Source organism: Rhodobacter capsulatus (genome assembly GCF_005144475.1).
Classification (GTDB): Bacteria; Pseudomonadota; Alphaproteobacteria; order Rhodobacterales; family Rhodobacteraceae; genus Rhodobacter; species Rhodobacter capsulatus_C.
This window is the reverse complement of sequence record NZ_SWJZ01000009.1, coordinates 22768-49729: the sequence shown is the minus strand read 5'-3', so window position 1 is coordinate 49729 and position 26962 is coordinate 22768. Positions and strand designations below refer to the sequence as shown.

Annotated in this window: 23 protein-coding genes; 5 read left to right on the top strand and 18 right to left on the bottom strand. The window is 62.7% G+C overall.

Annotated elements, in window-relative coordinates:
• Window positions 1-72 precede the first annotated feature (72 nt).
• On the top strand, window positions 73-1005 hold the full coding sequence (locus FBT96_RS02915) for a DUF2493 domain-containing protein (protein ID WP_136904885.1): 933 nt from the start codon (window positions 73-75) through the stop codon (window positions 1003-1005).
• Between the two features lie 86 nt (window positions 1006-1091).
• Entirely contained in the window at window positions 1092-1352 is a 261-nt protein-coding gene (locus FBT96_RS02910; protein WP_136904884.1) for a WGR domain-containing protein, read from the top strand.
• Between the two features lie 58 nt (window positions 1353-1410).
• Here FBT96_RS02910 and FBT96_RS02905 read toward each other — a convergent pair whose 3' ends face one another.
• The 10 genes from FBT96_RS02905 to FBT96_RS02865 form a co-directional block, all read right to left on the bottom strand.
• Window positions 1411-4644, bottom strand: coding sequence for a type I restriction endonuclease subunit R (locus FBT96_RS02905; RefSeq protein ID WP_136904883.1), 3234 nt, complete (start codon window positions 4642-4644; stop codon window positions 1411-1413).
• Window positions 4641-5567: a GIY-YIG nuclease family protein gene (locus FBT96_RS02900; protein WP_136904882.1), complete on the bottom strand. Its 927-nt coding sequence runs from the start codon at window positions 5565-5567 to the stop codon at window positions 4641-4643. The genes FBT96_RS02905 and FBT96_RS02900 overlap by 4 nt, the downstream gene beginning before the upstream one ends.
• A 55-nt stretch (window positions 5568-5622) precedes the next feature.
• Window positions 5623-6525: an Abi family protein gene (locus tag FBT96_RS02895; RefSeq protein ID WP_136904881.1), complete on the bottom strand. Its 903-nt coding sequence runs from the start codon at window positions 6523-6525 to the stop codon at window positions 5623-5625.
• Between the two features lie 166 nt (window positions 6526-6691).
• Entirely contained in the window at window positions 6692-8011 is a 1320-nt protein-coding gene (locus FBT96_RS02890) for a restriction endonuclease subunit S (protein ID WP_136904880.1), read from the bottom strand.
• Window positions 8008-10026 (bottom strand): type I restriction-modification system subunit M, encoded by a 2019-nt coding sequence (locus FBT96_RS02885; RefSeq protein ID WP_136904879.1) that lies wholly within the window; start codon window positions 10024-10026, stop codon window positions 8008-8010. The genes FBT96_RS02890 and FBT96_RS02885 overlap by 4 nt, the downstream gene beginning before the upstream one ends.
• On the bottom strand, window positions 10027-10206 hold the full coding sequence (locus FBT96_RS02880) for a hypothetical protein (RefSeq protein WP_136904878.1): 180 nt from the start codon (window positions 10204-10206) through the stop codon (window positions 10027-10029). It abuts the gene before it with no gap.
• A 152-nt stretch (window positions 10207-10358) separates the two neighbouring features.
• Window positions 10359-11489, bottom strand: coding sequence for a Fic family protein (locus FBT96_RS02875; protein ID WP_136904877.1), 1131 nt, complete (start codon window positions 11487-11489; stop codon window positions 10359-10361).
• A gap of 114 nt (window positions 11490-11603) precedes the next feature.
• On the bottom strand, window positions 11604-11774 hold the full coding sequence (locus FBT96_RS20530; RefSeq protein WP_018065929.1) for a hypothetical protein: 171 nt from the start codon (window positions 11772-11774) through the stop codon (window positions 11604-11606).
• Window positions 11775-11931: 157 nt separating this feature from the next.
• Window positions 11932-12342, bottom strand: a complete 411-nt coding sequence (locus FBT96_RS21170; protein WP_249306228.1) for a hypothetical protein — start codon at window positions 12340-12342, stop codon at window positions 11932-11934.
• Window positions 12343-12589: 247 nt separating this feature from the next.
• Complete coding sequence (locus FBT96_RS02865) at window positions 12590-13309, bottom strand: ParA family protein (protein ID WP_136904875.1); 720 nt, start codon at window positions 13307-13309, stop codon at window positions 12590-12592.
• 561 nt (window positions 13310-13870) lie between these two features.
• On the opposite strand from FBT96_RS02865, the gene FBT96_RS02860 reads away from it, so the two are divergent.
• Genes FBT96_RS02860 through FBT96_RS02850 form a run of 3 tightly spaced genes read left to right on the top strand, consistent with a single transcriptional unit; the run spans window position 13871 to window position 18786 of the window.
• Window positions 13871-14473, top strand: a complete 603-nt coding sequence (locus FBT96_RS02860; protein ID WP_136904874.1) for a helix-turn-helix domain-containing protein — start codon at window positions 13871-13873, stop codon at window positions 14471-14473.
• Window positions 14460-16811: a relaxase/mobilization nuclease domain-containing protein gene (locus FBT96_RS02855; RefSeq protein WP_136904873.1), complete on the top strand. Its 2352-nt coding sequence runs from the start codon at window positions 14460-14462 to the stop codon at window positions 16809-16811. The genes FBT96_RS02860 and FBT96_RS02855 overlap by 14 nt, the downstream gene beginning before the upstream one ends.
• On the top strand, window positions 16804-18786 hold the full coding sequence (locus tag FBT96_RS02850; RefSeq protein WP_136904872.1) for a type IV secretory system conjugative DNA transfer family protein: 1983 nt from the start codon (window positions 16804-16806) through the stop codon (window positions 18784-18786). The genes FBT96_RS02855 and FBT96_RS02850 overlap by 8 nt, the downstream gene beginning before the upstream one ends.
• A 112-nt stretch (window positions 18787-18898) precedes the next feature.
• Here FBT96_RS02850 and FBT96_RS02845 read toward each other — a convergent pair whose 3' ends face one another.
• From FBT96_RS02845 to FBT96_RS02810, 8 genes are all read right to left on the bottom strand, one after another.
• Window positions 18899-19894: an endonuclease/exonuclease/phosphatase family protein gene (locus FBT96_RS02845; RefSeq protein ID WP_136904871.1), complete on the bottom strand. Its 996-nt coding sequence runs from the start codon at window positions 19892-19894 to the stop codon at window positions 18899-18901.
• Complete coding sequence (locus FBT96_RS02840) at window positions 19891-20973, bottom strand: sn-glycerol-3-phosphate import ATP-binding protein UgpC (protein ID WP_136904870.1); 1083 nt, start codon at window positions 20971-20973, stop codon at window positions 19891-19893. The genes FBT96_RS02845 and FBT96_RS02840 overlap by 4 nt, the downstream gene beginning before the upstream one ends.
• 1 nt (window position 20974) lies before the next feature.
• On the bottom strand, window positions 20975-21817 hold the full coding sequence (ugpE, locus tag FBT96_RS02835; protein ID WP_136904869.1) for a sn-glycerol-3-phosphate ABC transporter permease UgpE: 843 nt from the start codon (window positions 21815-21817) through the stop codon (window positions 20975-20977).
• Window positions 21818-21823: 6 nt separating this feature from the next.
• Window positions 21824-22789: an ABC transporter permease subunit gene (locus FBT96_RS02830; protein WP_136904868.1), complete on the bottom strand. Its 966-nt coding sequence runs from the start codon at window positions 22787-22789 to the stop codon at window positions 21824-21826.
• Between the two features lie 70 nt (window positions 22790-22859).
• Window positions 22860-24158: an extracellular solute-binding protein gene (locus FBT96_RS02825; RefSeq protein ID WP_136904867.1), complete on the bottom strand. Its 1299-nt coding sequence runs from the start codon at window positions 24156-24158 to the stop codon at window positions 22860-22862.
• 290 nt (window positions 24159-24448) lie between these two features.
• On the bottom strand, window positions 24449-25474 hold the full coding sequence (locus FBT96_RS02820; RefSeq protein ID WP_136904866.1) for a type IV secretion system protein: 1026 nt from the start codon (window positions 25472-25474) through the stop codon (window positions 24449-24451).
• On the bottom strand, window positions 25474-25893 hold the full coding sequence (locus tag FBT96_RS02815) for a hypothetical protein (protein ID WP_136904865.1): 420 nt from the start codon (window positions 25891-25893) through the stop codon (window positions 25474-25476). Before FBT96_RS02815 ends, FBT96_RS02820 begins: the two co-directional genes overlap by 1 nt.
• Window positions 25894-25910: 17 nt before the next feature.
• Window positions 25911-26945: an ATPase, T2SS/T4P/T4SS family gene (locus FBT96_RS02810; RefSeq protein WP_113901330.1), complete on the bottom strand. Its 1035-nt coding sequence runs from the start codon at window positions 26943-26945 to the stop codon at window positions 25911-25913.
• Between the last annotated feature and the right edge of the window lie 17 nt (window positions 26946-26962).

Below are 26962 nucleotides of genomic sequence, written 5' to 3'. Positions count from 1 at the left end.
ACGGCTTTCGCAGCCCATGAAGGCCGCGCGGGATGACGCGCGGACGAGTTGAGGCCCGGAGGCAAGAAACCGATGACGATCCACACCCACGACGACGCCTATGAACCCGTCCACACTGCATCCCAGACCGCCCATGCGCTCGACGAGCTGCAGCTCTACGGCTACCGCCCCTTTGACGAGCCTGATCCGCGCCCGATGCCCGATGGGCAGCGCCTTGCGGTCGCCGTCGCCGACATCTTCGACGCCCTCGTTGCGACCCTGGAAGACACCCGCATGGAACCCGACCTCGAAGAAGTGCTCTGGGGCCAGGTCAATCTCTTCCACCGCGCGACGGCCCGGATCGAGCGGTCGCTCGATGAGAACGAGCAGGCGCAGCGCCGCCTCCAGCGGGAGCAGGACGGCTCCGAGGTGAAATCGACCGAGCTCGAGCGCCTGACGGCCGAAGGCCTGACGCTGATCGAACGGCGCAACTGCATGGACATGATGCGCGATCACGCCGCCACCGAGTTCGTCCATCACACGGGCTCCACCTGGCGCCCTCGCACTGGCTCGATGGTGAACCGCCAGCACATGACCGCAGCGCTCATTGACAGCCGCGACTTCCTGGCCGCCAAGCGCCGCGCGGAAACCGAGGTGATGCTCCCCGCTGGCCCCAAGGTCGCCCTCACCGGCGGGACCGACTTCAACGATCACCGTCTGATCTGGGGCAAGCTCGATCAGGTCCGGACCAAGTATCCCGACATGGTCCTTCTCCACGGTGGAAGCCCCAAGGGCGCTGAACTCATCGCCGCCAAATGGGCTGAGGCCCGCGGAGTGACGCAGGTCGCCTTCAAGCCCGACTGGACCAAGCACGCCAAGGCCGCGCCCTTCAAGCGCAACGACGCCATGCTCGAAGTGCTGCCCGTGGGCGTCCTCGTCTTCCCAGGTAATGGCATCCAGGAGAACCTCGCCGACAAGGCCAAAAAGCTTGGTATCCCGGTCATGAAGTTCGAGAAGGGGGCGTGAGCCCCCTTTTACCCCTCGCGGGGAAATCGAGGTGGAAGCGCAGACTTCCACCTGATATTGTGGAGAAAACCTCAGTCGATCACTACATGTACCACAGCCCGATCCAGCTCGATGTCTTCCCGACCGACTTGCAGATGCGCCGGATCGATCCGGCGCGCAACATGCGTCGCTTCTATCGGCTGAGTGTGCAACGCGACCTCTTCGGTCGCGCCAGCCTCGTGCGCGAATGGGGCCGGATCGGGTTTCGGGGGCAGATGATGGTCGAGACCCATCCTGATGAAGGCAAGGCTATCACGGCTTTGGTGAAGCTCGCGGCAACGAAGAGGCGACGCGGGTACGTATCGTGAATGATCTCAAAGATCGACATTCACTTCAGTCTGTCTCTGCGCGGCATATCTGACGAGATCACTTTGAAGTTAGGTCGAGAGCTGCACCTCGTTTCAAGATCTCGTAGACGACCCCTTCGAGGATCGGCAGGGCCTGTCGGTCCTTGCTCAGCAGAAGCGTGGCGAGCGCGCTGTGCGAAGACATGGCCCGGACCACCGCCGCCTGCACCGCGCCGGGCAGGTTTCCCTTCATCGCCTGATCCTTCGTGTTCTTCTCGATCTGCGCCATGACCACCCGGTTTTCGCGGGTGATCGCCGCCACCTGATTCACGAAGGCGACCTGGTCCTCGATCGGGGTCGCCTCGCCGAAAAGGCTGTTCAGCCGCTCGATCAGTTCCTGGATGTAGACCGGCAACGCCCCGGGGCGTCCGCCCCCTCCGCCCCCCTTGTCGGGCTGGAGAATGGGCTCCTCGGGTTCCGTTTCACCCCCGGCCGGTTCGCGCTCGGCGATCTGGTATCCGGTCAACGCAATCCCGTGCAGGTCGATCTGATTGGGCGGGATCCCGTCCAGCCGGTTCGCCAGCAGCTTGGCGAAGGCGGCGAAGGTTTCGAGGTCCGGGTCTCCAAGGTCGACCAGCTGCGCGATATAGGCGTAGAGCCTACCGAACCGGGCCAGGCCCGCCTTGAAATCCGTGAGGGAGATGATCGCCGTCTCGACCTGCTCGCGCTCGTGATCCGCGCGCTTCATCCCGTCCTCGTTCCCGGCCCTCTTCGCGCGCTGCCAGGCGTCCTCGGCTGCGCCGGCCCGGTCCCGCAACTCTGCGAGGCGCCGGTTATAGGCGTCGGTCGGCTCCTGGGTGGCCGCGAACATCGCCTTGTGCGCCGCCTCGTCATCAGCGCCGCTTGCGGCGGCGGAAGCGGTCCGGAATCGGGCTCGCTGGAAGTCGAACATGTGCGTGTCGTCATATAGCCCCTGATCGTCCAGGAAGCCCTTCAGGTCATAGATGACGTTGAGGTCCTGAACCTCCTCGATCCGGGCGCCCCGATCATACTGGGCGAAGGCGGCCCGAACCACGTCGGGGTCGTTGATGAAGTCGATGATGAAGGTCTGATCCTTCCCGGGGAAGGTTCGGTTCAGGCGGGAGAAGGTCTGAACGATCTCGACCGCGTTCGCGATCTTCTTGTCCACGTACATAGCGACCAGCTTCGGCTGGTCGAACCCGGTCTGGAACTTGTTCGCCACCAGCATGACCCGGTATTCCGGCCGGTCGAAGACGTGGCGTAGATCCTTTCCGGCCGCATCCGGGTTCATGTTCGCCTCGGTGAACTCCGCGTCCTCCTCGACGATGAACGCGTCCCCCTTCAGAAGGTCATCGTTCGGGTGCATCACCTCGCGCCCGGTCAGTTTCCCCGAAAAGGCCACCAGCGCCCGGATGTTCCCATAAGCTGGATTGGCCGCGATTAAGGCGTCGAATGCACGCTTGTACCGGACCGCGGAGGCCCGGGAGCTGGTGACGACCATCGCTTTCGCCTTCCCGTCCAAGAGGTGGGCCACGTTCTTTGAGAAATGTTCGATGATGAACCGGACTTTCTGGGTGACGTTCGTCGGGTGAAGCGTCATCCATTTCGCTAGCGCCCGCTTCGCCGCTTTCCCGTCGACTCGCTTCTCCTCGACGATCTCCTGGCCGAGGTTGAACGCGGTCTTGTAGGGGACATAGCCCCGCAGGACATCGAGGATGAACCCCTCCTCGATCGCCTGCCGCATCTCGTATTTGTGGAACGATACCGGGAGGTTGTCGTTCCCCCCCGGGCGGGACGGGTCGGTCGGGCGCCCGAAGAGCATCATGGTCGAATGTTTCGGGGTCGCCGTGAAGGCGAAATGGGACACGTTCGCCGGACGTTTCCGGGCCCGCTGGATCTCCAGGAGGATGTCTTCGACCGTCATATCCGCCGCGTCCTTCCGGGCGGACAGGGCCAGCGTCGCCTGAAGTTTTGACGCCGTGTTCCCGGTCTGAGAATTGTGCGCCTCGTCGATGATCACCGCGAAGTTCCGGTCCCGCAGCGACCGCTCGGTCAGGATCGCCTCCATCGCGAAGGGGAAGGTCTGGATGGTCACCACGATGATCGGAGTGCCCTTCAGCATCGCCTCGCTCAACTGGTCGCTCTTCGACTTCGACGAGGTTTCCCGGTCGATGGCCGCGATCAGCCCCTTCTGATGGTCGATCTGCTGGACCGCGTCCTGCAACTGGCCGTCCAGGACGTTCCGGTCCGTCACGATGATCACCGTGTCGAAGATCGGCGTCCCGTCATCCCGGCGCAGCTTCACCAGGTCATGCGCCGTCCAGGCGATGGTCGAGGTCTTGCCGGAACCGGCGCTGTGCTCGCACAGGTAGGGGTGCCCGGGCCCCTTCGCCTTCGCGTCGGCGATCATCTTGTTGACCGCGTCGAACTGGTGGAACCGGGGGAAGATCAGCGTCTCCTTGACCGACCAGTTCCCTTTCAGGTCCACCACGTTCTTCTTCTCGACATAGACGAAGCTGTGGAAGATCCGCAGGAACGCGTCCGGCTGGCAGATCTCCTCCCAGAAATAGGCGACCGGGTATTCTCCATCGGCCCGGGCCGCGTTGCCGGCCCGGCCGTTATCCCCCTTGTTGAAGGGGAGGAAAAAGGTATCGTCGGCCGCAAGCTTCGTGGTCATCCAGATCTCGCTGTCCGACATCGCGAAATGGACGATTGCGCCCCGCTTGAAGGTCAGGAGCGGGTGCTTGCGCTTGGTGACCGGGTCGACCGGAGGCCGGTCGCGCCGATACTGGGCCTTTGCGTGTTCGACGGACTGGGTGAAGTCCGTCTTCAACTCGACCGTGGCCAGCGGCAGGCCGTTCAGGAACAGGCCGAGGTCGATGGCGAGTTCGCGCTCGGGGTGGTACTTCAGCTGGGGCACGACCCGCAGCCGGTTCGACGCGTAACGATGCAGGACCTGGTCGTTCCGCCGGTCCTCTGGGGCTGCCTCGGACAGGTCCAGATGCCCCGCGCCCGCGATGGAAAACCCCCGGCGCAGTGTCTGCACCATCCCCTGTTTTTCCAGCGCCGCCTCCAGCCGGTCCATGACCACTGTAAGGGTCTTGTCCCCGTTCATCGCGTGAAGCCGGTCCCATTTCTGGGGTTGGGTAGCGCGTAGCCATGCCTCCAGATCCTCCGGGTACATGGCTCGGTCCGCGTCATAGGCGTCGGTCGTGCCGACCAGCCAGCCTGCGGCGGTGAGCTTCCAGACGATGTAGCCTTCGAGGTTCTTCTCGTAATGCAGGTCGCTCATTCCGTCACCTCCGACCCGCCGGCTTGCGCCTGCTGCCACTCGTGATAATTCAGCTTCGATCCCCGGACCTTCCATTCCAGCCGCCCGTTACTGTTCCGGTCCAGTACCACCGCCGCCGCGGCCGAGGGGCTGCCGAACGGCCAGGGCTTGGCGAAGCGCATCCGGTCCGGGGCATGGGGAACCAGCGCGCCATCCGCGATCATCTTTTCCTTCAGGCCGCCATAGCTCTGCTGGACGTACCCGGTCCCGATCAGGGCCTCGGATCCTTCCAGCACTACAAATTCCCCGTCCTCTTCCACGGCGGTCGCCTGAACGCCGCTCTTGTGGCGGATCTCGAAGTGAACCTCTTCGACCGTCCGCTCCTCGGCAGGTTTCGCGACCTGCGTCACGGCCCGGGGCTGAGGCTTGAGCATATCCAGCCCGATAACCGGCAGGATGATCTTCAGGTTCGACAGGAACTGTTCCATGTTCGCGACATCCGCCTCGGGCAGGCGGCGGCGGTCGGTATCGGGTTGGGTGCCGTTATCCAGCGTCACCCGGCCCGCCTGCGCGGTCAGGCGGATCAGCCGCGCCTCAAGGTATTCGGCATGCCCCTTAGACAGGTCGTCATCGCTGGTGGTGACGGTGATCGCGGTTTCCCAGAAGTCGCGCTTCTTCGCGCTCTGTTCGATCCGCTCAGAGACGGAGTTCCCCGACCCGATATAGACCCGGGTCACGCCGGGCTTGTCCGGGTCCGGGCCGGACAGGATATAGACTCCGGTCCGGTCCACCTCGGCCCGGGCGGTCAGATCGCCGAAGGCCGAGGCGCCGCTGACGAACAACAGGCCGGTCCAGCCGTGGATCGTGGCCTTGCGCAGGCCCGTGGGTTTCCCGTCGACCAGGAAAAGCTGGATGGTCCTGCCGAAGGTCTCACCCGTGGTCATGCGGCCACCTCGTTCAGAAGCCTCGCCAGCGTCGCTTGGACAGCAATCGGCATTCTCATACCCTCCATGCTGCTCTGGCGCGCCAATCCGCCGGAAACCCCATGCTGGCAGGATCGGCCAACGGGCAGCTGTCGATCAGTGCCACAAGGCGTTTTTTCCACTCATTGCCCGGCGCGATCAGGGCCAGCAGGTAATCGAGCATCACCAGGGTGTTGTGCAGATAGCGCGGATCGGCATCCCGCATGGCGACCGGCAGTTTTGCGGGATATTTCGGAACCGTCATTTTCACCGTGAAGCGCTTGTTCCACAGCCTACCGTGGTGGGCGCAAATGTTGCGCGCGTGGCTGATATGGTGGGCGAAAGATGTGACGACCTTCTCATCCAGGGCGAAGGGGGCGGCGATGGCGTTTCTATCGCTGCGCAGCTTCAGATCGCTGTAGAATTTCGACAGCAAGCCGAAGGACATGACTTCTGCCGCCATCCAGACCGGTGGCAGCGTCGGCGACGTGTATTTGTCGCGATAATGGGTGGCGAACGTGTCGCGCGAGCGCGCAAATTCTTTCTTGAGCTCCGCAACCGCATCTGCATGACGCCCGATATGGGCATAGTGGCCCTGTTCGAGGTAACCATGGGGGCCATAGGTCATCGCCATGTGATGCGCCCATTGTGCGCGCAGGGCCACCTCGACCCGCTCGATGGCGTCCAGAACCAGGAGCCGAAGTTCGCGGTCGAAGATGTAGAGCGTCAGCACGTCCTCGAAGGTTGTCCCGTCGCGGAAAGCGTGATCGCCGTTGTTCGCGGCGGGCACCTCGAAGGGCAGCCAGTAGGCCCGCAGCCGGTAGTAGGAGATGAAGTTCAGGTAGTGCTGTGCAAGGGCTTCATCCCTGACAGCCATGCCACGACGTTTGAGGAGCTTGACCTGATCCGGGACGGAAACGGCAGGTTTTTCGAACTTCATGCGGCACCTCTGCGCCGCGAAAGCGATACCCTGAAAACAAGTAACCCGCCGGGGTGCGCAGTGCGAAACCGAGGTTCCGTCCGAGGCGTGGCGGGTCTTGTTGACACAGTAGATAGGGCAGGAATCCTACCAAAGCAATAAGAAACCGACCGGTCCGCGCCAAAAGTCATGCCGCAGCCCTCACGTCGATCTTGCCGGTCACGGCGGCGGTGATCAGCGCCGCGCGCTTCTCACGCAGGAGGTCGATGCTGCGCTCGGTCAGGGCGATCAGGCCATCGATGCGGGCGGATTCTGTGTCGATCTCGGACAGGATGCGGTCTTGTTCCTCCAGCGGCGGTAGGCAGACCTTCAGCGCCCGGAAATGATCCCAGTAAAGCCGCATCCGGAAATCCGCGATGCCGCGCGAGAACCGGCGGATTTCTTCGGCGGCGCTCTTTGTATGAAGAAGGTGTTCGATGAACTTGGTCCGGAACGTGGTGACCGGGGCCGCGACCACATAGGCCGGGCTGACCAACCCCTTGACCGTGACCGCCCCGAACGCGCCCTGCCATGCGCGCATCATGTTGTAGACCAGATCGCCGGGCGCGACGCCCTGATATTTGGTCCGGTCCTCGCTGAGGGCGACCTTCCGGTCCCGGTCCTCGTCGGCAAGTTCCCCGTCCGTCACACCGTCGTGGATGGACACGGACAGGACCGGCAGGGCCGGGTCCGCCGGGCGTGAGACCTCGCGGAACAGGGCCGCGATGCGCAGCACCTCCCAATGGGCGGGCACGCGGCCCAGCCAGTCCACGCCCGAGTCCTTTATCGGCGCGTCCGGGTCGATGCCCTTGGTCACCGCATGGGTGATCACGGCCGCCCGCTTTTCCTTCAGCAGCGCGATGAACCGGGTCTTCTTCTCGATCAGGCTGTCGACCTTTGAAACTGACCCATTCAGGAAGGCTACAATCTTTTCTTGTTCTGATTTGGGCGGAAGGGGTACGTGTAGCCTTTCTAGAACGCCCATACCGATATTCTGTTGAGTGCCGTAACTCCAATTCAGGGCGATCCCGTCAAGGAAATTTCTGCTCCGAAGGGCGTAAAGCATAAAATGGGGGATTATCTTTTCGCTATCGCACCGAACCACAGCCAGTGGGGACCAGATGTTGAATTCAGTATCCACTTCTACAATGGCACTTACACCTGTGGTAGCTCCAGACTTAACCAGGAAGATGTCGTTCTTCTTGGGAAAGTACTTTCGAGAGTATCGTAAATGATCCTCGCTTGAGATATATCCTCTTATTTTTTCAAAATTTATCTTTCCGGTGCCCACCGCTTCTGCGGATACAAACGGGATGCCAGACTCGTGAAACTGTGGGGTTTCGTGCGGACCGTCAGTTATCGGGGTTAACACAAGCCGTTTGATCGCAGCCGCGCCCCAATGGGCAGGAAGGGGACCAAGCCACTCCACTGGAGCAACCTTAAAAACATCGTAAGCCGGAAGGCTCATTCCGTCACCTCCGCCAGCACCGCCGCGATTTCCGCCTCGACCGCCTTCAGCTCGGCGTCGATCTCCTCCAGATCGCGGGGCGGCTGGTATTCATAGAAGTAGCGGTTGAAGTTGATCTCATACCCCACGATGCCCACCTGACCGTCGTATTCGTCGCGGAACCCGTCATCCACATAGGCGTCGGGCGCATGGGGCAGCACCTCCTGCGCCATATAGTCCCGGATGTCGGTGCCAAGGGGGATGTTCTCGAAATCCGTCAGGTCGTCATCGGGGATCACCGCGCCGGACTTGTCCAGAATCGGGTCAAGGTCCGGGTCGCGCACCCCGAACGCCTTCTGGAACGCCTTGATCAGGGCGGCGTTCACGCGGCCCAGCCCCGGGTCGCGCTTGACCGCGTTCTTGACCCAGGCCTCGAACCGGTGCCAACCGTGCGCCTCGCCCATGTCCGCCTGAAACAGCGCGGTCCAGGCCGCCTGTTCCTCCGTAGACAGCTTGCCCCAGGCGGTTTCATCCGCCAGCGCGGCCAGCCCCTCGGGCGACATCACGACCTTCTTGCGCAGCGGGCGCAGGACCTTGACCCGGCGATAGCCGAAATCGCGGGCGTCGAAGATCCGGCTTTCCTTCGTCTCGGCGAAGTCGGAATACATCTGGACGATCTGGCGGATCTGGTCGTCCCCGACCCGGCGACGCTTGTTCCCCTCGCTCTTGCGCATCGGCTCATACAGCGCGGTCGCGTCGATCAGCTGGACGTGCCCCTTCCGGTGGGCCGGTTTCTTGTTCGACAGAAGCCAGATGTAGGTGCCGATCCCGGTCCGGAAGAAGATCTCGGTCGGAAGGGCGATGATCGCCTCGACCACGTCCTCCTCCACCAGATAGCGCCGAATTTCGGATTCGCCCTGACCCGCGTTTCCGTTGAACAGGGGCGAGCCGGAGAGGACGATCGCCGCCCGCCCGCCGCCACGCTCCGGCGCCTCCAGCTTGCTGAGAAGGTGGAGGAGGAACAGCATCGACCCGTCGCTGACCCGGGGCAGCTTGGGGCCGAACCGGCCCTCGAACCCCTTTTCCTGATGTTCCCGGACCACTGCGGCCTGATCCATCTCCCACTTCTTGCCGAAGGGCGGATTCGAGACGCAGTAGTGGAACTTCTCGTTCGTGAGCTTGTCGTCGGACAGGGTGCTGCCCAGTTTGATGTTCTTCGACAGGTCCCGGCCCGGATCGGACTCGACGGTCTTGAGCAGCATCGAGGCCAGGCAGACGGCGTGGGTCTCCGGCTCCAGTTCCTGGCCGTAGGGCACGATGACCGGGGCGATGGAGTAGCGGTCGCGCAGGGCGTTCACATGTTCCATGCCGTCGGACAGAAAACCGCCGGTGCCGCAGGTCGGGTCATACAGCGTCCGGATGAGCCCCGGGTTGTCGATGAACATCTGGTCATCCGGGTCGAGCAGCAGCTCGATGGCCAGATGGACCACGTCGCGTGGGGTCATGAAGTCCTCGGCGGCCTCGTTCACCTCGGCCCCGAACCGCCGGATCAGGTGTTCGTAGACGTTGGACATGACCCGTTCCGGAACCGCGTCCGGATGCAGGTCGATTGCGGCGAAGTTCTGACAGATCTTGTAGAGGACCCCGGCCTTGTCCATCCGGGCCAGCGTGTTCGCGAAGTCGAACTGTTCGAAGATGACCCGGGCGTTGTCGGAGAAGGAGGCGATGTAATCCTCGAGGTTCTGGCGGGTCCGGGTCGCGCCCAGGCTGCGGAGGTCGTAGTTCGAGGTGTTGTAGAACGGGTAACCGGTCTGGGTCCGGAGGATCACGCCCAGGTCGATCCCGCTGTCCTTCATGGTCTTGACGGTTTCGCGCACCTGGTCCCGGGTCGGTTCGAGCACGCATTCCAGCCGGCGCAGCAGGGTGAAGGGCAGGATGACCTTTCCGAAATCGACGTGCTTGAAGTTCCCCCAGAGGTCGTCCGCGTTCTTCCAGATGAAATCCGCTAGGGAGGTGTTCGTCGTATGGGTATTCATCTATTCGCCTTCACTCTTCTTCTTGTGCGTCTCGAGGTGGTCTTCCAGAAGCCGGGCCGCCAGCCGGAAACCGTCGACTTGGCTCATCCGGTGCCGGACGCAGAGCTCTTTGAAGGCCCACCGCTCGTCCTCGGTGATCTTCAGATTCAGGTTCGAAAGCTTCGCGGCATCCTCACCCATCGGGCATCTCCTCGCGGATAATGAGTCACCTTTCATTCTTCCATTAAAGAAATCAATATTTGATGCTCCTGCGGGCGTTCCTCGACCTTATCCACTAGCGGATATGTGATTTCCCATGGTGGCGTTTGACCCAGGTCCTTCGCTCGTTTGGGTTACGACGAACCCTGCGATATCGTTGTTTCCGCGACTCCTAGCCAATACCGCGTATGCCGCCGGTCCCCGGTACGGCTAAGCGCGCCCATCTCCACGAGGTCCTGCAGGTCCCGCGTTGTGGTGGCGCGTGACGTGCCGGTTATTGCGATGTAGTTCTCGGCGCTGAGGCCGCCTTTGAACCCGTCGGGCCCCTCGCGGAACATGCGCTCAATCACCTTGGCTTGTCGCTCGTTCAGTCGATCACGGAACTGGTCGTAGAACTTCGCCTTGGCGATGAAGAACGCGACCCGTGTCAGCGTTACCTGCTGCGCCTTCAGAACGATCTCGGCGAACCAGATCAGCCAGCCGGTTACGTCCAGCGTTTTCTGGTGGATCTCGAGCTGGTCGTAATAGGCCTTCCGGTCCCGTTCGATCGTATAGGCTAGCGCGATCAGGCTCGGCTGGCCGATGTTCTGGGCAAGGGATTTTTCCGCCAGGGCGCGGCCGAGGCGACCATTGCCATCTTCGAAGGGGTGGATGCTTTCGAACCAGAGGTGCCCAAGCGCCGCTCGGGTCAGAGCCGGCAGGGGCGTTGGACCGTCTGGTACCGTTCGGTTGAACCAGTCGACGAACACGTCCATCTCACCTTGGACATGCGCCGAAGGCGGTGCTTCGAAATGCACCGTCGGTCGGTCGATCCTGCCGGAGACGATCTGCATCGCGTCGGCATGTCGCCGGTAGGCACCGATGGTCTCGAGGCTTCGGTCATGTGCCAGGAGCATCCCGTGCCAGTGGCTGAGGGTCTCGTGGGTCAGAGGCGCGCCGTAGGTCGAGTAGACGTCGACCATCATCTCTGCGACGCCCTGTTCCTTGGGCTTCGATGGCGCACCGTCAGTGATCAGACCGAATTGCCGCCGGAGGGAGGATTGCACACTGCCCCTGTCTAGCACCTCGCCTTCGATGGCGCTTGTCCGCATCGCCTCTTCACTCAGAAGTTCGATGCGCAGCCGGTCGCGTTCATCGCCGGTCACATGGCGGACGGCGCCGAGAATCTCGCCGGATGACAGCAGGAACCGCCGCTCGAGAGGTTCGATGGCAGCGCTGTCATAGACGAAATTCGGCCAGTCGGGTTGATTCCAGTTCCAGCGCATGAGCTATAGGATCCATTTCTATAACTCACAATAATGGCGACTCATGATGCATGAAAGCGAATTCTATGCATCATCCCGAGCGCTGGCGTTTAACCAGCTGGGCGTCTCCCCGCTTCAGGCGGCCTGTACCATGGGCTCGTAGCGGACCTCGGCCATGGCCTCGTTGATCCATGCCGGTTGGAGGTCGCCGTTGTTCCACTGGTAAAGATAGCCCACAAGGGCGTCGGTCTTCTTGCAGAGGATGCGCATGATGGGTTCGCCTGTCAGGCGGGCTGTGTTGGACATAATCTGCTCCTCTACCTGGACCTCTGCACCGGGAAAAAGGAGGCCACTCTATCCTTGGCAGGGTTGTTAATGACTGGTTTCTGCAACTGCAAGATGAACAGGTGCTTTCGGGAAAATTGTGATCGGATGCTTGGCGGAAACGCGCCTAAACAATGGGTTAGACTTCGTCATCTCCGTGCGGCACCGCAGCATAGGCGGCGATCTCGCTCAGGATAGCGTCGATCTCGGCCCAGACTCGGGGCTCCAACTGTCCGCGGATCAGGGTCCACTTACTCAATACGTCAAGGGGGTCTTGGGCGCGCAGGAGGGAGGTCACAGCCATCGCGTCAACCGCTAGCGAGGTCCGTGCTCGCCATTCGGTGATCCGCGTGCGCTGCTCTTCTGAGGGGGCGACGAAGTCAGGCCCGAGTTCCCAGTTCTTGACCGCGCGGCGCAGGGCGGCGCGGATGACATGGGCGGGATCGACGCCGCAATCGATCAGGGCTTCCTCTTGCCGTTCCAGCGCATTCACCCGGATGTCGATCTTGCGCGTCGCCGGACTGTGTCGCGTTCGGGTTGGTGATGACATGACCGCAGGCTCAGCGGGTCCAGTTGCCTCCTGTCTGGCTTGATGAGTGGGCGCAGGCTGCGTCCTTTGCGGCGAAGCAGCGTGATCGTATAGGACTGCGGGCTGCGCGCTCCCAGGTTCTGGCATCACCTCCGCGAGCCGTACCTCTTCCCTTCCGGGGTCTTCTCCAACCTCTGGCCGAAGGGATGCTGCATATACCGGGTCGGGCCGCATGATGGTCGGGATCTTCTTCCTCACCGCCCCGTCCTCACGCGGCCAGGATGTTGTTGAGGATGTCGGTCGCTTCTTCGAGGGCCTCGACCACATGGCGCACATGCGGGCGCATGAGGGGGTTCGGATCGGCCTGCTTTTGCAACGCTACAGCGTGCAGGAGGCCCTTCTCGTCCATTTCCTTGTAGGCATTCCGGCGCATCATCACGGTCTCGACCACTGGGAACCGTGCGATCGCCGCCTCGATGAGGGCGGCATCGGCGCGCGTGGTCTTGGGGTCAACCATATTCAGAACGACATGGTGGCGCGGAAGGCTGTCGGGGTCATCGACGCGGGCGCGGAGCTTTTCGAACCAGTCGGCGGTCTGCGCGCCGACATCGAGATCCGAGGTCGAGAGCATCACCGGTGTCACGATGTGATCGGCCAGAACGGCGATCCCGTCCGACCACTCGGCCCCGACGCCTGCCGTATCGATGAAGATGAAATCCGCCGAGTCCGCCGCATAGACCTGCTTGATCCGGCGATCCACAGCCCCTACGCTCTCGACGGTCGCCGATCGCAGGAGCGGTGATCCCAAGCCCGCGGCTTCAGCCCGCTTGTGCCAGGTGCCGAGCACGCCGGTGCTGTCGGTATCGATCAAAAGGACGCGACGGCCAGCGGCAACAGCAGCGCTGATCAGGGCGCGCGAGAGCGTGGTTTTGCCACTCCCCCCTTTCCGGGCCATCGCGGCGATCACCACGAGATTGTCGTTCGGCATGGGGGCGGGCCTCTCGCAAGAATGGTTAAACGCGACAAAGATGTTTCTGCGTCGCTAACCTCCGTGTGCGACGGCGTCAAGCAGAAGACGGGATGCGGAATCCCCGATGCGAAATGCGGGTTGCACAGTGCATCGTGCTGGGGACCTGAGACACGCTGCACGTGACACCTGACGTCATCCGGTCTGCGCGATGCGGTCTCCAGATGACGCGCAACATGCGTCACACGGCATTGTCCACAACGCAGGAAACGCGACGCATCCCGCACTGGACGCGGACCATCCAGCATCACACGCGATGCAGGCGGCACATGGCATCGGGCACTCGCCAGAAGACGTGCTGCAGGGCGCGCAAAACGCAGTCCAAAGGACGCGATGCGCGATGCAGGGTACGCGGGACGCGTTGCATTGAGCGCGTTGCGCGCTGCATTTGACAAAGGACGTCAAATCGGCCCGTGAGGCCGATTTTCTACATTGAGTACAAGCCCTTGCTGCCTTCTCCGCTTGTGCTGGGAGAAGGCGGGCTTGTACGAAGTTGGCAAGAAATAGGAACGTATACTTCACATGGGCAGCAGTCGCAGACTGACCGATCAGGAGCGCCGTCAGATCGTCCGGGAACGGGCGAAAGGCGTTTCGGTCAGTGCGATCAGTGCGACGCTGAAGGTCTCACCCAAGACGATCTACAACGTGCTGAGCCGGGGTCGTTCCGCAGTCTCGGCCAACGATAGTCGCACCCGTGTGCTGACCATGCGGGTCACCGACCGCGACCTTCGCGGCTTTGACGCAGCTCTCGCGCGGCGTGGGATCGCGCATCGGTCAGACGCGATGCACTGCCTGATGCTGGCCGCCGACGATCTCCTGCGCCCGGATGAGGGCATGACGGATGAATTGAAAGGGATGAGCGCGGCGCTGAACCGGGTCGGCAACAACGTGAACCAGGTTGCGCGCCGCCTGAACGAAGCAAAGCTCAAGGGCGAACGTCTGCCCTATACCCCCGCCAGCCATGCCGAGATCCGCGATCTCGCGGTGCTCGTGTTCGACATGGCCGACCAGATCCAGGAGATGTTCCGCGCGCGGCGTCGCGAACTAGACCTCGAGGTCACCAAGGCGCTCGCCGGTCTGGCACGGCAGGAAGCGGAGCAGGCGGCCGAGCATGGCGCGGAGTGAGGCGCGCGGCATCAGCCCCGCCCTTTTCGATCGCGATTGGAGCCGTGTCTCGGGCAGTTGGCAGGGGCTGTCGAAGAAGGCGCAAATGGTCCGGGCCGCGCGGGGCTACTCGCCGGCCATCTTCAAGCCGATCTCGAAAGGCGGGTGCCACACGGGCGCGCAGCTGAAGGCCCAGCTGACGTATCTCACCACCAAGTCGAGCCACATCCTCGACAGCCGCGGCACCCATGATGGCAAGAAGACCCTGACAGAGGCCGAGATCGACCGGGTCGTGCGGCGCTTCGAGAACCAGTGGGGCGAGCGGCATAGTCCGAAGCTCGGCCACACCTCGCATCTGCTTATGGCCTTTCCCGTCGGTACCAGCGGCGAGGAGGTCCGCGCGATCACGGAATCCGTCTGCGAGAAGTTCTTTCAAGGTGAGGGGTCGCAATTCGACTATATTGCTGCAATACACCAAGATCGCGCGCATCCACATGCGCATATCGTTCTGAACCGCCGCAGCAAGGATGGCGAAATGTTCTTTCTCGGGAAGGATCACCACTTCAACTACGACGCCTTTCGGGTGGCGATGGTCGAGGCGGCACAGATCCACGGGATAAGGCTCGAGGCGACACGGCGTCTTGACCGGGGGGTCACGACCTATCGCGCCGAGATCGACGAGGTCTACAAGGCCCGTGAGGAGGGCCGTCCGCCGGTCGAGCGCCAGCGCACAGGCGCTGATCTCGCCGCAGCCCTGCAGACGGTGGCGCGCAATGCGCTGACTTATCGGGGGCTGGCGGTCGAGGCATCCCGGTCGAACTTCGATGACGTGGCCGAGGCACTCGAGCGGGCCAGCACCATCCTTGCCAGGGGCGGTCAGATTCAATCTGACGGAGCCATCTACATGTCCCAAATTGAGCCAGCATTCGACACGCTGATCACCGAGTTTTCTCAGAACATCCGTCAGATCGAGGCGGCAATCGACCGGGCGCCCGCGGCCAGGAGGCCGGAGATCGAACGAAAGCTCACCGATGTGCTGGCCTCGGTCGCGCATCTGAACCCTCTCGGGGATCGCTCGGCTGCCCTCCTCGACGCACCATCGCGGGATGGGGTCTATGCGCGCGCCAATATGCGCGAGGACCAGATGATGCGTCTCGACGACGGGGATGTGAAGGCACGGCTTACGGAGGCGCTGCAGGGCACGGGCATTGATCCCGAAGCCGTAGCCGCCCGCATGCGCGAGGGTGCAGGCAACGCCGCGCTCGAACGGCAATGGTTGGCGCATGATCTGCGCGCCATCGCCAAGGCTGGCGATCTTGATCTGGAGAAGGGCGAGGACCGCGAGGAAGCGCTGGACCGGCTGGAAACCGTACATGTCCGCCTGGGCGACACCCTTACCGCGGCGCGCATCCTGCGGGCCATCGATGATGTGGATGAGACCGACGGTGACCCGGTTGCCTTGGCGGAACACGTGACGCTGCCAGAGCGTGAGCGCGCGGCGGGCGAGCCCGACATTTTCGCCCCGTCCGAGCGCCGGGATTTCCAAGAGCTCGTCGCCCAATTCCGCCGGACAGACTTCGACCATCCCTTTTCGGACGACCCTTCCGTGCGCAGGGCTGGTGCCGTCGAAGTGGAAGAAGCCCGCGCCGCCTTCAACGCCTATGCGCAGAGGTCGCCCGATCATGCTGAGCTGGCCTCAATGGCCTGGGACAAGATCACCGACAGCCGCAAGCCGCAGGAGTTCGCCGTCGACGAAAAGGACCTCAGGCTCCACGCCGGTGACATGGACCTCGCTCTGCGCGATCCTATGCAACACCTCGGTCAGATCACCGAGGATGACCGCACCTTTGCCCGCTACCGAGCGGAAATGCCCGAAGAGGAGTTCGGAAACGCGGTGCAGGAGGAAATCAACCGCCTTCGCGCATTGGGCGCATCGCGCGCCTACATCAGCGAGCGGAGTTTCGACATCGAGGATCAAGCGCGACAGGACTATGCCGAACGGCGCTTCATGGCTGAGACCGCCCCCTATGTGCTAACCTTCTTGCAGCGGGCCGAGGCCGAGGATGTGAAGCCGCTCTCCGAGACCGACGGGCAGCGCCTGATCGCCCAGATCGACCGCAACCTCACGCCGAACGCTGTGACTGCCCTCCGCGCAGGACACGCGGATGTGCTGGACAAGTTCACCGAGGACCCACTTCGGCAGTTGGAACTTGCCAAGGCCTATCTGGAAAGCAGCGAAGTAACGGAGCACGGTCCCGCCATGGAGCGGGTGCTGGATGCGCTGGCCGAGGAACAGATCGAGGCACAGCGCGCCCGCCATGCCGCGGCCCACGGCGAGAAAGGGATCACCCATGGATAAGGGCAAGATCGCGGGCGGGATCCTGAGCCTGACGCTGGTTGGCCTCGCCATCGGCTATGTCGTGGCAACGGGCTACCTCACCATCCGCTATGGCCTGTCGACGCAAGCCTTTGAGGTCTCCCTTCTCGCGCGCGAGTACCGCGCCCTCGGCGTCAGCGCGCCGCGGGACTTCCTCTGGGTGAACTTGATCCTCGCAGGCTTTGGCGTTGCCGCGCTCATGTTGAGTGTCACGCTTCTCGGCGATGCCCTGACGCGCTTCGGCACGACGCATTGGCAGACCAGAGCCGAAATGAAGCGCAACGGCTTCTTTGCCAAGCCGGGTGGCGGCTTCCTTCTGGGCAAGCTTGGCCCCCCGAAATCGAAGCGCCCTTTCTTGGTGTCAAAAACCTTCCCGCATGCGCTGATCGTGGCGCCAACGGGTCGGGGCAAGGGCGTGGGCTTCGTGATCCCGAACCTACTGACCTACAAAGGTTCGGCCGTGGTGCTCGACGTGAAGGGCGAGAACTTCCGCGAGACCTCGCGCTTTCGCGCCAGCATGGGCGACAAGGTCTTCCGCTTCGCGCCGACCGACTGGGACCGACCCACCCACCGCTACAACCCGCTGGCGCGCATCGCGGCGATGACCAATCCCGACCGGCAGCAGATGGAGTTGAAGCTCACCGCCAAGCTCTTCCTGCAGACCGAAAACGAAAAGCTGAGCGGGCTACTGGCAGGCGGCATTGATCTGTTCGTGGCGGCCGGTCTTCTGGCCTTCGAGCGCGGCGTGCCGACCATTGGCGAGATCTACCGCATCACCGCCTCGGGCGGTGACAAGCAGAAGGAGTACCTCAAGCGCGCGCGTGAGGTGAAGAACACCTCGGCCAAGCTGATCTTCGAGCGCATGGCCTCGACCAACAACGACACCCTGACTTCCTACCTGTCGCTCCTGATGACCTCTGGTCTCGACACCTGGGACAACCGTGCGATCGACGCGGCCACCGCGACCTCGGATTTCTCATTCCGGGACATCCGGCGGCGGCCGCATGCGATCTATCTCGTGGTCGAGTCCGAGATGATCCGCCCGCTGGCCCCGCTGATCCGGCTGTTCTTCTCGGACCTCATCGCCTCGCTGCAGGCGCAGGAGCCCGGCGATGACGAGCCCTGGCCGGTGATGATCATGCTCGACGAATTCGACCGTCTCGGGAAAATGCCGATCGTCGCCGAGAGCATCAAGACGCTGCGCTCTTTCGGCGGCAACCTCGCCATCGTCACTCAGACCATCCCGGCGCTGGACGAGATCTATGGAGAGAATACCCGCCGGTCACTCCAGGGCGGCGCCGGCGTGAAGCTCTACCTCACCCCGTCCGAACAGAAGACGATTGAGGAACTGAGCCAGGCCGTGGGGAAGACAACAAAGCGCGTCGTAACCCGATCCCGCGCGGTCGGGCGCAACCCCTTCGAGGGGCGCAGCGTCTCTGAGCGGACAGAGGACACGCCGCTCCTTACAGAAGACCAGGCCCGGCGCATGGACCTCGACGAGGTGATCCTCGTCATCGACGCGCAGATGCCGGTCCGGGCGCGGCGGATCAAGTATTTCGAGGATCCGGCGCTGAAGGTGCTGCATGCCGGTCAGGCGGGGAGTTTCCCATACCCGGATGAGGACGGGCTGCGGCGGGATCGGCAGATGACCGAGACGCGCGAGACAGTGGAGAAGCTGAAGCAGGAACTGCAGGCGGTGCGGGCGGCTGCAGGGGCACAGGGGTCTGGGACTGCGTCCTCGTCGATGACCGTTGAGCTACCTGCAACGGAGACGCAGGATCCGCAGCCAGCGCCAATAGGTCGTGCGCGCGGCCGAGCAGCACGCGCTGCGGCGGGTGGCGGTGGGTCCGGTCAATTGTCGTTCGATCTGGCTGGTCTGGGGCTCAAGGAGGCAGACAGGACCCAACTTGCGGCGGCTGTGCAGACGACTCGGGCCATCATCGCGGAGTTTACGTGATCGGCCCATTGCCGCCAGCCCATCCGAACCGTCGCCGCATCGCTGAAATCCCGGAAGCTGCCGTAAATGGTCTCTGCAATGGAATCTGACTCTAGGGCGGCCGGAAGGCCGGTCAGCTTCTTGAGAAACCCTCGATATCGACAAGAAGAAGGTCATGGTCTGATAGCGGTTTGCCCAGCTTGCTGGTTGACGGCAAAACCCGCGACCGGCCGATCTCCAGTCCGCGCGACAGAAACCAGTCCAGTTTCATCGCGCGCTCGGGCCAGCGGGTGATCAGGCTGGGGCGGGTGGTCATTTGCTCCTCGGGGCCTCCATGCACGCCAAAGCCACGCGCGCGGGCCAGGTCGAACAGGGTTTCCGCGCGCCAGTCGCCGCCGATATGATTGCCCGTGTTCAGATCGCCGCCAATCAGAATGGGCAGGCCGGGAAAGGCGGCCTCAAGCGCGTCGATCAGGCTTACCATCTGGGCGCTACGTTCCGCCGCATTGGCGTTGCTTTCCAGATGGGTCGAAACCATAACCGCCAATCCGGCAGTTGTCCTGACCTTCGCGCCGATGGCCATGCGTTCCCCCAGCCGGGGCTGATCCCCGCCCTGCAGGAACCAGAACCGCCGCCCCGGCAGCCGGAGCAGGAAGGGCTGCGACAGCGCCGTGGCGGCCATCAGGCCATTGCCATGCCAGCCCAGATTATTGCTGTCGGCAACACAGAACTCCCGCTCGGTCTCTGAGCCAAGGCCCAGCTCGACGAATTCCACGCCATAGGCATAGGCCATGCCCAAATGCCCGGCCAGTTGGGCAGTGGTGTGCGCCTGCCCGCTGCGCGCCATTCCATGGTCCATTTCAGAGAGCAGCGCCACCTGCGCGCCCGCTTCTGCCAGCATTTCGGCGCTTTCAACTGGAAACAGGCAGCGTTCAAGGTTCCAGGCCGCGACCGTGAAGGGGAAGGCCAGTGGGGCATCCGCGGCGGCTCCACCCTGCTCGACAGAGGTCATGCAAGGCAGGCCAGCCAGATGCGCATCATGCGCCGCCACCGTGCGGGGAAGCTGGCGGATGGTCTCACGCTCTGCCTGTGACAGCGGCGCAAGCCTGGAAACCGTCCGGTGGATCATGCGGTCACCACCGCAGGTCGGGATATGGCCGGGGCCGTTTCGATCCGTTTGCCGGTATCGGTGGCAAAGACATGCACCCGATCCGGCGCAACACCCAGCCGCAGCTCGGCGGAAATCGGCATCGCGGGGTCCATCGCCACCACAAGCAGTTGCCCGTCGACATGGCCATGAACCAGCCGCTGCGCACCAAGCTCTTCGACGAAATCGGTCTTGAAGGCCAATCCCTCGGCCGCCGGCGTCAGGTCTTCGGCCCGCAATCCGATGGTGACGGGGCCCGAGCCCAGCTGATCCTGCCGCGCCAGCCGGTGGACGCCAACCTGTAGCCAGCCGCTGTCGGCCCGCCCGTCCAGCAGGTTCATCGCGGGGGCCCCGATGAAGGAGGCCACGAAAGTCGAGGCGGGGTGATGGTAGATCTCCAACGGCGTTCCCACCTGCTCGATCCGGCCCGCGTTCAGCACCACCAGCCGATCGGCCAGGGTCATCGCCTCCAGCTGGTCATGGGTGACATAAAGCGAGGTGGTTCCCAGCCGTCGCTGCAGGCGACGGATCTCGCCGCGCATCGAGACGCGCAGCTTAGCGTCCAGATTGGACAAGGGCTCATCGAACAGGAAAGCAGCAGGTTGCCGCACGACCGCCCGCCCCATGGCAACCCGCTGCCGCTGCCCGCCAGACAGGGCACGGGGGCGGCGGTCGAGATAGGGACCCAGTTCCAGCATGCGGGCGGCCTCGGCCACGCGCGCCTCGATCTCGGCCTTTGGGGTTTTGCGGTTCTTCAACCCATAGGCCATGTTCTCCCTCACCGTCATATGCGGATAGAGCGCATAATTCTGGAACACCATGGCAATGTCGCGATCCGCCGGGTCCACCCGGTTCACCACGCGATCCGCGATGCGCACCTCGCCGCAGCTGATCTCTTCCAGCCCCGCCACCATGCGCAATAGCGTGGACTTCCCGCAGCCCGAGGGGCCGACCAGCACGATGAATTCTCCATCGGCGATGGTCAAGTTGATGTCGCAGACCGAAGGTGCGGGGGCACCGGGATAGGTTTTCGAGACATTGGTCAGCGTGATGGAAGCCATGTTACTTGTCGCTTTCAGTCAGACCCTTGATGAACCAGCGCTGAAACACCACCACCACGATCACGGGCGGCAGCAGCGCCAGCACCGCAAGGGCGAAGGCCTGGTTGTAATCGGGGATCTGGCTGCCAACCCAGACCTGCAAGATCTGCTTGATCCCCCGCATCAGGGTGAAGAAGCGTTCTTCGGTCGTCATCAGCATGGGCCAGAGATACTGGTTCCAGCCATAGACGAACATGATGATGAAGATTGCGGCCATCATGGTTTTCGACAGCGGCAGCAGGATATCGAAGAAGAATTTCACCGGGCCTGCCCCGTCGATCCGGGCGGCCTCCAGCAGCTCGTCAGGCACAGACTTGAAGAATTGCCGGAAATAGAAGGTGCCCGTGGCCGAGGCCAGCAGCGGCAGGATCAGCCCGGTATAGCTGTTGAGCAGGCGCAGGTCGGACATCACCTGATAGGATGGCATGATCCGCACTTCCAACGGCAGCAACAGGGTGGTGAAGATCACCCAGAACATCGCAGTGGCAAAGCGGAAGCGGAAATAAACCAACGCATAAGCTGCCAGCATCGACAGCGCGATCTTGCCGATCGCAAAGCCAAGGCCAAGGATCAGCGAATTCATCGCCATGGTCGCGCCTGTCACTTCGCCGGTGAACCCGCCGCGCTTGCTCAGCACGGTCGCATAGGTCTCAATCGCATGGCCACCGGGTGCAAGCGAGAGGCCGTCCACATGGATATCGGCGGCGCTATGGGTCGAGGTCATGATGGCCACCGCGACGGGAGCCAGCATGAACAGGCAGCCAAGGATCAGGATCAGGTGGTCGAGGGGGCGGATGCGGTGCATATGGGATCAGCCGTAGTGGACGCGGCGTTCAAGCCAGCGAAATTGCGCCAGCGTCAGGACCAGAACGACCAGCATCAGGATCACCGACTGCGCCGAAGAGCCGCCGATATCATTGCCGCGGAAGCCGTCATTATAGACCTTGTAGACCAGCGTGATCGGGTTGTTCGCAGGTTTGTCCTTCACCATCACGTCGATCACCGCGAAGGTGTCGAACAACGCGTAGGTGATGTTGATGATCAGCAGGAAGAACGCTGTGGGGGCCAAAAGCGGCAGCGTCACGGTGCGGAACCGGCGCCAGCCGTTGCGGCAATCGATAATCGCGGCCTCACGGACCGAAGCCGGTACCGCCTGCAGCCCCGAGAGGAAGAAGATGAAGTTGTAGGGAACCTGCTTCCAGACCGAAACCAGGATCATGGCAAAGGCGGTGTCCCAGTAGTCGATGCCCACTTTCATGTCCCAGCCCAGCATTGCGGCCAGTTTCACGAAGGGACCGATATGCTGGTCAAACAGCATCATCCCGATCAGCCCGGCCACCGGCGGCGCAATGGCATAGACCGAAATCAGCGCGGTGCGGTAAGGCCCGCGACCCTGGATCACCGCATCGGCCTTGACCGCCAGCAGAAGCCCGAGGCCCAGCGAGGCGGCAGTCACGACTGCGGTGAAGAAGGCGGTGAAGGCCGCGATATTAAGATATTCCGCCGAGCCTAGCGCATCGGTGTAGTTGTCAATGCCCACGAAGGTGGCGCCAAAACCGAACGGGTCCTCAAGGTAGAAGGACGAGCTGATCGCCTGCACCGAGGGCCAGTAGAAAAAGACGAAGATCACCAGAAGCTGCGGCAGCAGGAACAGCCACGGCAACAGCGGCCGGTCGAACTGAACACGCTTGGCAGGTTCGGGTTGTGCTGTCAGGGCGGCGCGCAGCCGGGCAAAGGGCCGGGCCTTGGCGGCAAGCGGGGCGGAAAGATCGGTCATCAGGGCCTTGCGGGAAAAAGCAAAGACCGCCGGGCCCGGGAGCGGGGCCCAGCGGTCGAAAGTCAGGCGATCAGCCCGCCGTCTTGGCGAATTTGGCCAGCAGCTCGTTGCCCTCGGTCTCGATCGCCTTGAAGGCGTCTTCCACCGTGGTTTCGCCGGAGAAGATCTTGTTGAACTCGCGCTCCTCGATCACCCGGATCTGCGGGTAGAATCCCAGGCGGTAGCCCTTGGACCATTCGCCCTGCGGCAGCGACAGTTGCATGATGCCGATCTCGGCCTGCGGGTGCTTTCCGTACCAGCCATCCGCCTTGGACTTTTCATAGGCGGCAGTGGTGATCGGAACATAGCCCGTGGCCTGATGGTAGAAGGCCTGGATGTCGGTCGAGGTCAGGAAGCTGAAGAACTCGGCCGTGCATTTGTTTTCCGCATCCGGCTTACCGGCAAAGGCAAAGAGCGACGCGCCACCGATGAAGGACGACTTGTTGCCGTCGGCCACGGTCTCGTCATAGGGCAGGAACGTGGCCGAGAAGGGCATGGTCGCGGTCTTCGACAGGCCACCGAACGACCCCGAAGAGCCGATCCACAGCGCAACCTTGCCTTCTTCGAAAGGCTTCTGGTTGTCGGCCCAGCCCGCGCCGTAGAAACCGAAAAGCTCGGCATCGTGCCAGGCCTTTACGCGGTTCCAGAACGCCAGCACTTCGGGGGCGGTGGCATTCAGCGTGGTGCCTTCGAAGCCGTCATAGCCATTGGTGTTCGAGGCCATCTGCACATTGTTGCGCGAGAAGAAGTTCTCGAAGAACATCCAGGTGAGCTGCGAGGCGGTCAGCGGGATATAGCCCGCTTCCTTCAGCTTCGGCGCCGCGGCCTCGAACTCGGCCCAGGTCTTCGGCACCTCGACGCCCGCCTTCGCAAAGGCTTCGTCATTGACATACATGATCGGCGCCGACGAGTTGAACGGCATGCCGACGAACTTGCCCGCGGCATCGGCATAGAAATGGCGGATGCCGGGGATGAAGGATTCGCGGTCAAAGGCATGACCGTTCTGGACCAGCAGATCCTCGGCCGGAATTATGGCATCGGGTGCGTTCATGATCGTGGCGGCCCCGGCGTCAAAGACCTGAAGGATGTTCGGCTGTTCGCCCGAACGGAAAGCGGCGATGCCCGAGGCCAGCGCCTCTTCATAGGTGCCCTTCGACACCGGGGTCAGCCCGCAGGCTGCCTGGGCGCTGTTGAACTTCTGGGCGATCTGGTTGATCACCTCTTCATTCGCGCCGCCCATACCATGCCACCAGGTGATCTGCACCGGTTCGGCAAGGGCCGAAGTTGCGGTCAGGGCAAGGACGCCAATGGCGGAAAGTGTCTTCTTCATCGCGGGAACCTCTAGGAATTGCTGGCCGGACCTTAGGGCGGACGGATGACGGATCGATAAAACTTATATGTCGCCGTGAAGACAATCGGTGCCAGACGCGCTGCTGGTATCGACCACGCCAGTTTCGCAGCCTGACGTGCCCGGCCACGACCGCACTTCAAAAGCTCGGCCGAGCTCATCATGAATGGCTGCTATCGACAGTTGTCAGAAGTGCGATGCCGCATTGCAGTCAGACAGCTATCCGCCCTTCGCATCAACGAGAAGGCATCATGGCGGCGGCGCATTAGGTCTCACCGACCCAACTGCTTCGCTCTCTCAGCCATCCTGACCACCTGCGCGCTTGCCGTAGCTGCAGCACTCCGCACAGCGGCGGGTGCCTGCATTGTCCCCCGCCCAATCACTTCACCTGTCGTGAGCGCGCCAATCCGCGCCCTGCCCTTCACGCCGTCGGTATTGAGGATCCCCCTCATGATCCCGGCCGAGCCAGAGACCACAGCTGGTGCCGCGGCAACCATCAGGTTTCCAGAGATCCCCCGCACGATCAGGGGTGTTGCCGCAACGAAGCCCTTGGCCAGGAACACCATCACGAAGAACGGCACCAGCGAGCCGATGTTTGTGGCTGAGTTCGGGTCGCCGAGCTGGGCCAAGAGCGAGTTCGCCATTCCGACGACGGTCGAGAACATGGCGGCGATGACGATGGGGTAGAAGGCGTAGCTGATCGTCGTCGAGACCCATCTGTGGAAGAAATCCTTGGTTGCGTCGAAGAGCGACAGCGCGATCATGATCGGCGCGAGACCGAGCATCAGGGTCAGCATCATCTTAGCGAAGATGAGGACGATCCCAGTCATGAAGCCAAGGAGGCTGAGGAGCACCAGGCCGATCCCACCGAGGATCGCGCCTGTCATCCAGTTCAGATTGCTGCCGATCGCGTTCAGATATGTCGCGAAGCGCTCGATCAGGTTGTCGAACTCTCCCGCGAAATGGGTTGCGCCTGCGCCACCCCCGCCAACGGACGACACTAGCGCGCCCGCTACATAGTCAAGCCCACCAATGACGGCATTCGCAACCGCATTGAAGTTGGCCCAGTTGAAGGCGAAGAGGCCTATCAGTGTCAGCTTGATGAGATACCAGAAGAAGCTGGCCCCATCCATGCTGCGGAATTGGAAGGCCATGTTGATGCAGACGCCGATCAGCGAAAGCGTGACCATCAGCAGGACGATCGTGCCGGTATTGCTGGCCACAGCCCCGAACTGAGACTCGGCAGCATCGACAAGGAAACCGTCAGCGGTTCCGACCATCCAGCTGACTACGCCCATTACCAGTTGCCCTGAGCTTCGCAGATGTCCTGAACCGCGTGGCGCAGCTCGTTGCGCTGCTGCCGGATGTCCCGCTGCGCTGACGTATGTTCCGCGGCTGATGCCAGGCGATACCGTTCGTTGAATTCTTCAGAGGCATCTTCCCATGCCGGGAAGCGGACTTCGCAGCCGCAGTTGCCCGTATCGACGATCTGTTCCCATGCGCGCAGTTCGTACAGATCCATCAGCGTCAGCGCCTTGTAGGCCTCGCGCGGGTGGACTTCATCCATCCAGGTCGGTCGTTCAGGCCGGTCGTTGCAGATCCGGTACTGCTTGGGGGACATAGTCACTGTGAGATCATTCGTGACCTGCGGCGAGGTCTGTGCCGCGAGGGGCGCGGCCAGCAGGGTGACAGCTGCGGTGAGGGTGATCTTGCGCATGGGGTTTTCCTTTCGGGTCATTCGGCGGTGACCGTTGGGCGCTTTGTGACCCCGGTTCCGGCAGTGTTCTGGTTTGGATGTCTCGCCTGCCCCGGCAGGAAGAACTCGGTAATGCCGCGGGCGCCGTCATAGCGGCCTGCCTGGATGATCACGTCGATGGAGCCCTCGATGTAGTCGACCATGTCGGCATAGGTCATCGGCACATCGGTCTTGAGCGCGGCTATGGCGAGACGGCGGACGGCCAGTTGCGGGGTTTCGGCATGCAGCGTTGTGAGCGAGCCGCCGTGGCCGGTGTTGATCGCCTCGAGGAAGGTCATGGCCTCGCGGCCGCGAACTTCGCCCAGCACGATCCGGTCCGGCCGCATCCGCAGGGTCGAGGCCAGAAGCACATCGGCGCTGCGGGCCTCCGTGTCGCGATCAGCAATCAGCGTCACGGCATTTGGCTGCTCGGGCCGCAATTCTGCAGCCTCTTCGATCGTGATGATCCGCTCTTCGGGCGGGATCAGGGAGAGGATCTTGCGCGCTGCGACCGTCTTGCCGGTCGATGTGCCCCCCGAGACGATCATGTTGAGCTTGTTCTCGACGCAGAAGCGCAGGGCGGCATCAATGTCGCCGGAGGCCACCACATCGCGCAGCGCTGCATTCCGTTCACGGCGCAGACCTTCGAGGCTGCGCTCCTGGCCATAGAGAAAGCCGAGCTTGATTGCCTCCAGCGGCAGGGAGGAGAAGAACCGCAGCGAGATGGAGAACCCACCCTCGACGGCGGGCGGCTGGATCACCTGCGCCCGGATCGGACGGTCCCGGTAGAGGATCGAGACCGAGACGATGGGTTTCTTGGTACTCAGCGTGGTCGATGCCGCCGAGGCGATCTGGTTACCGAGGTCCTTGATCTCGGTCTGATTCAGCGGCGTGCCGAGGCCCCGCATGAAATGATCGCCCTGGAACTCGCCCCAGACACGACCATCGGGGTTGATACAGATCTCGATCGTGTCGTCGCGCTGCGCGGGCGCGCCAAGCCGGTCGAGCGAGGCTTCGAGATAGCTCGCCGCCATGTCAGAAGTATCCGTTA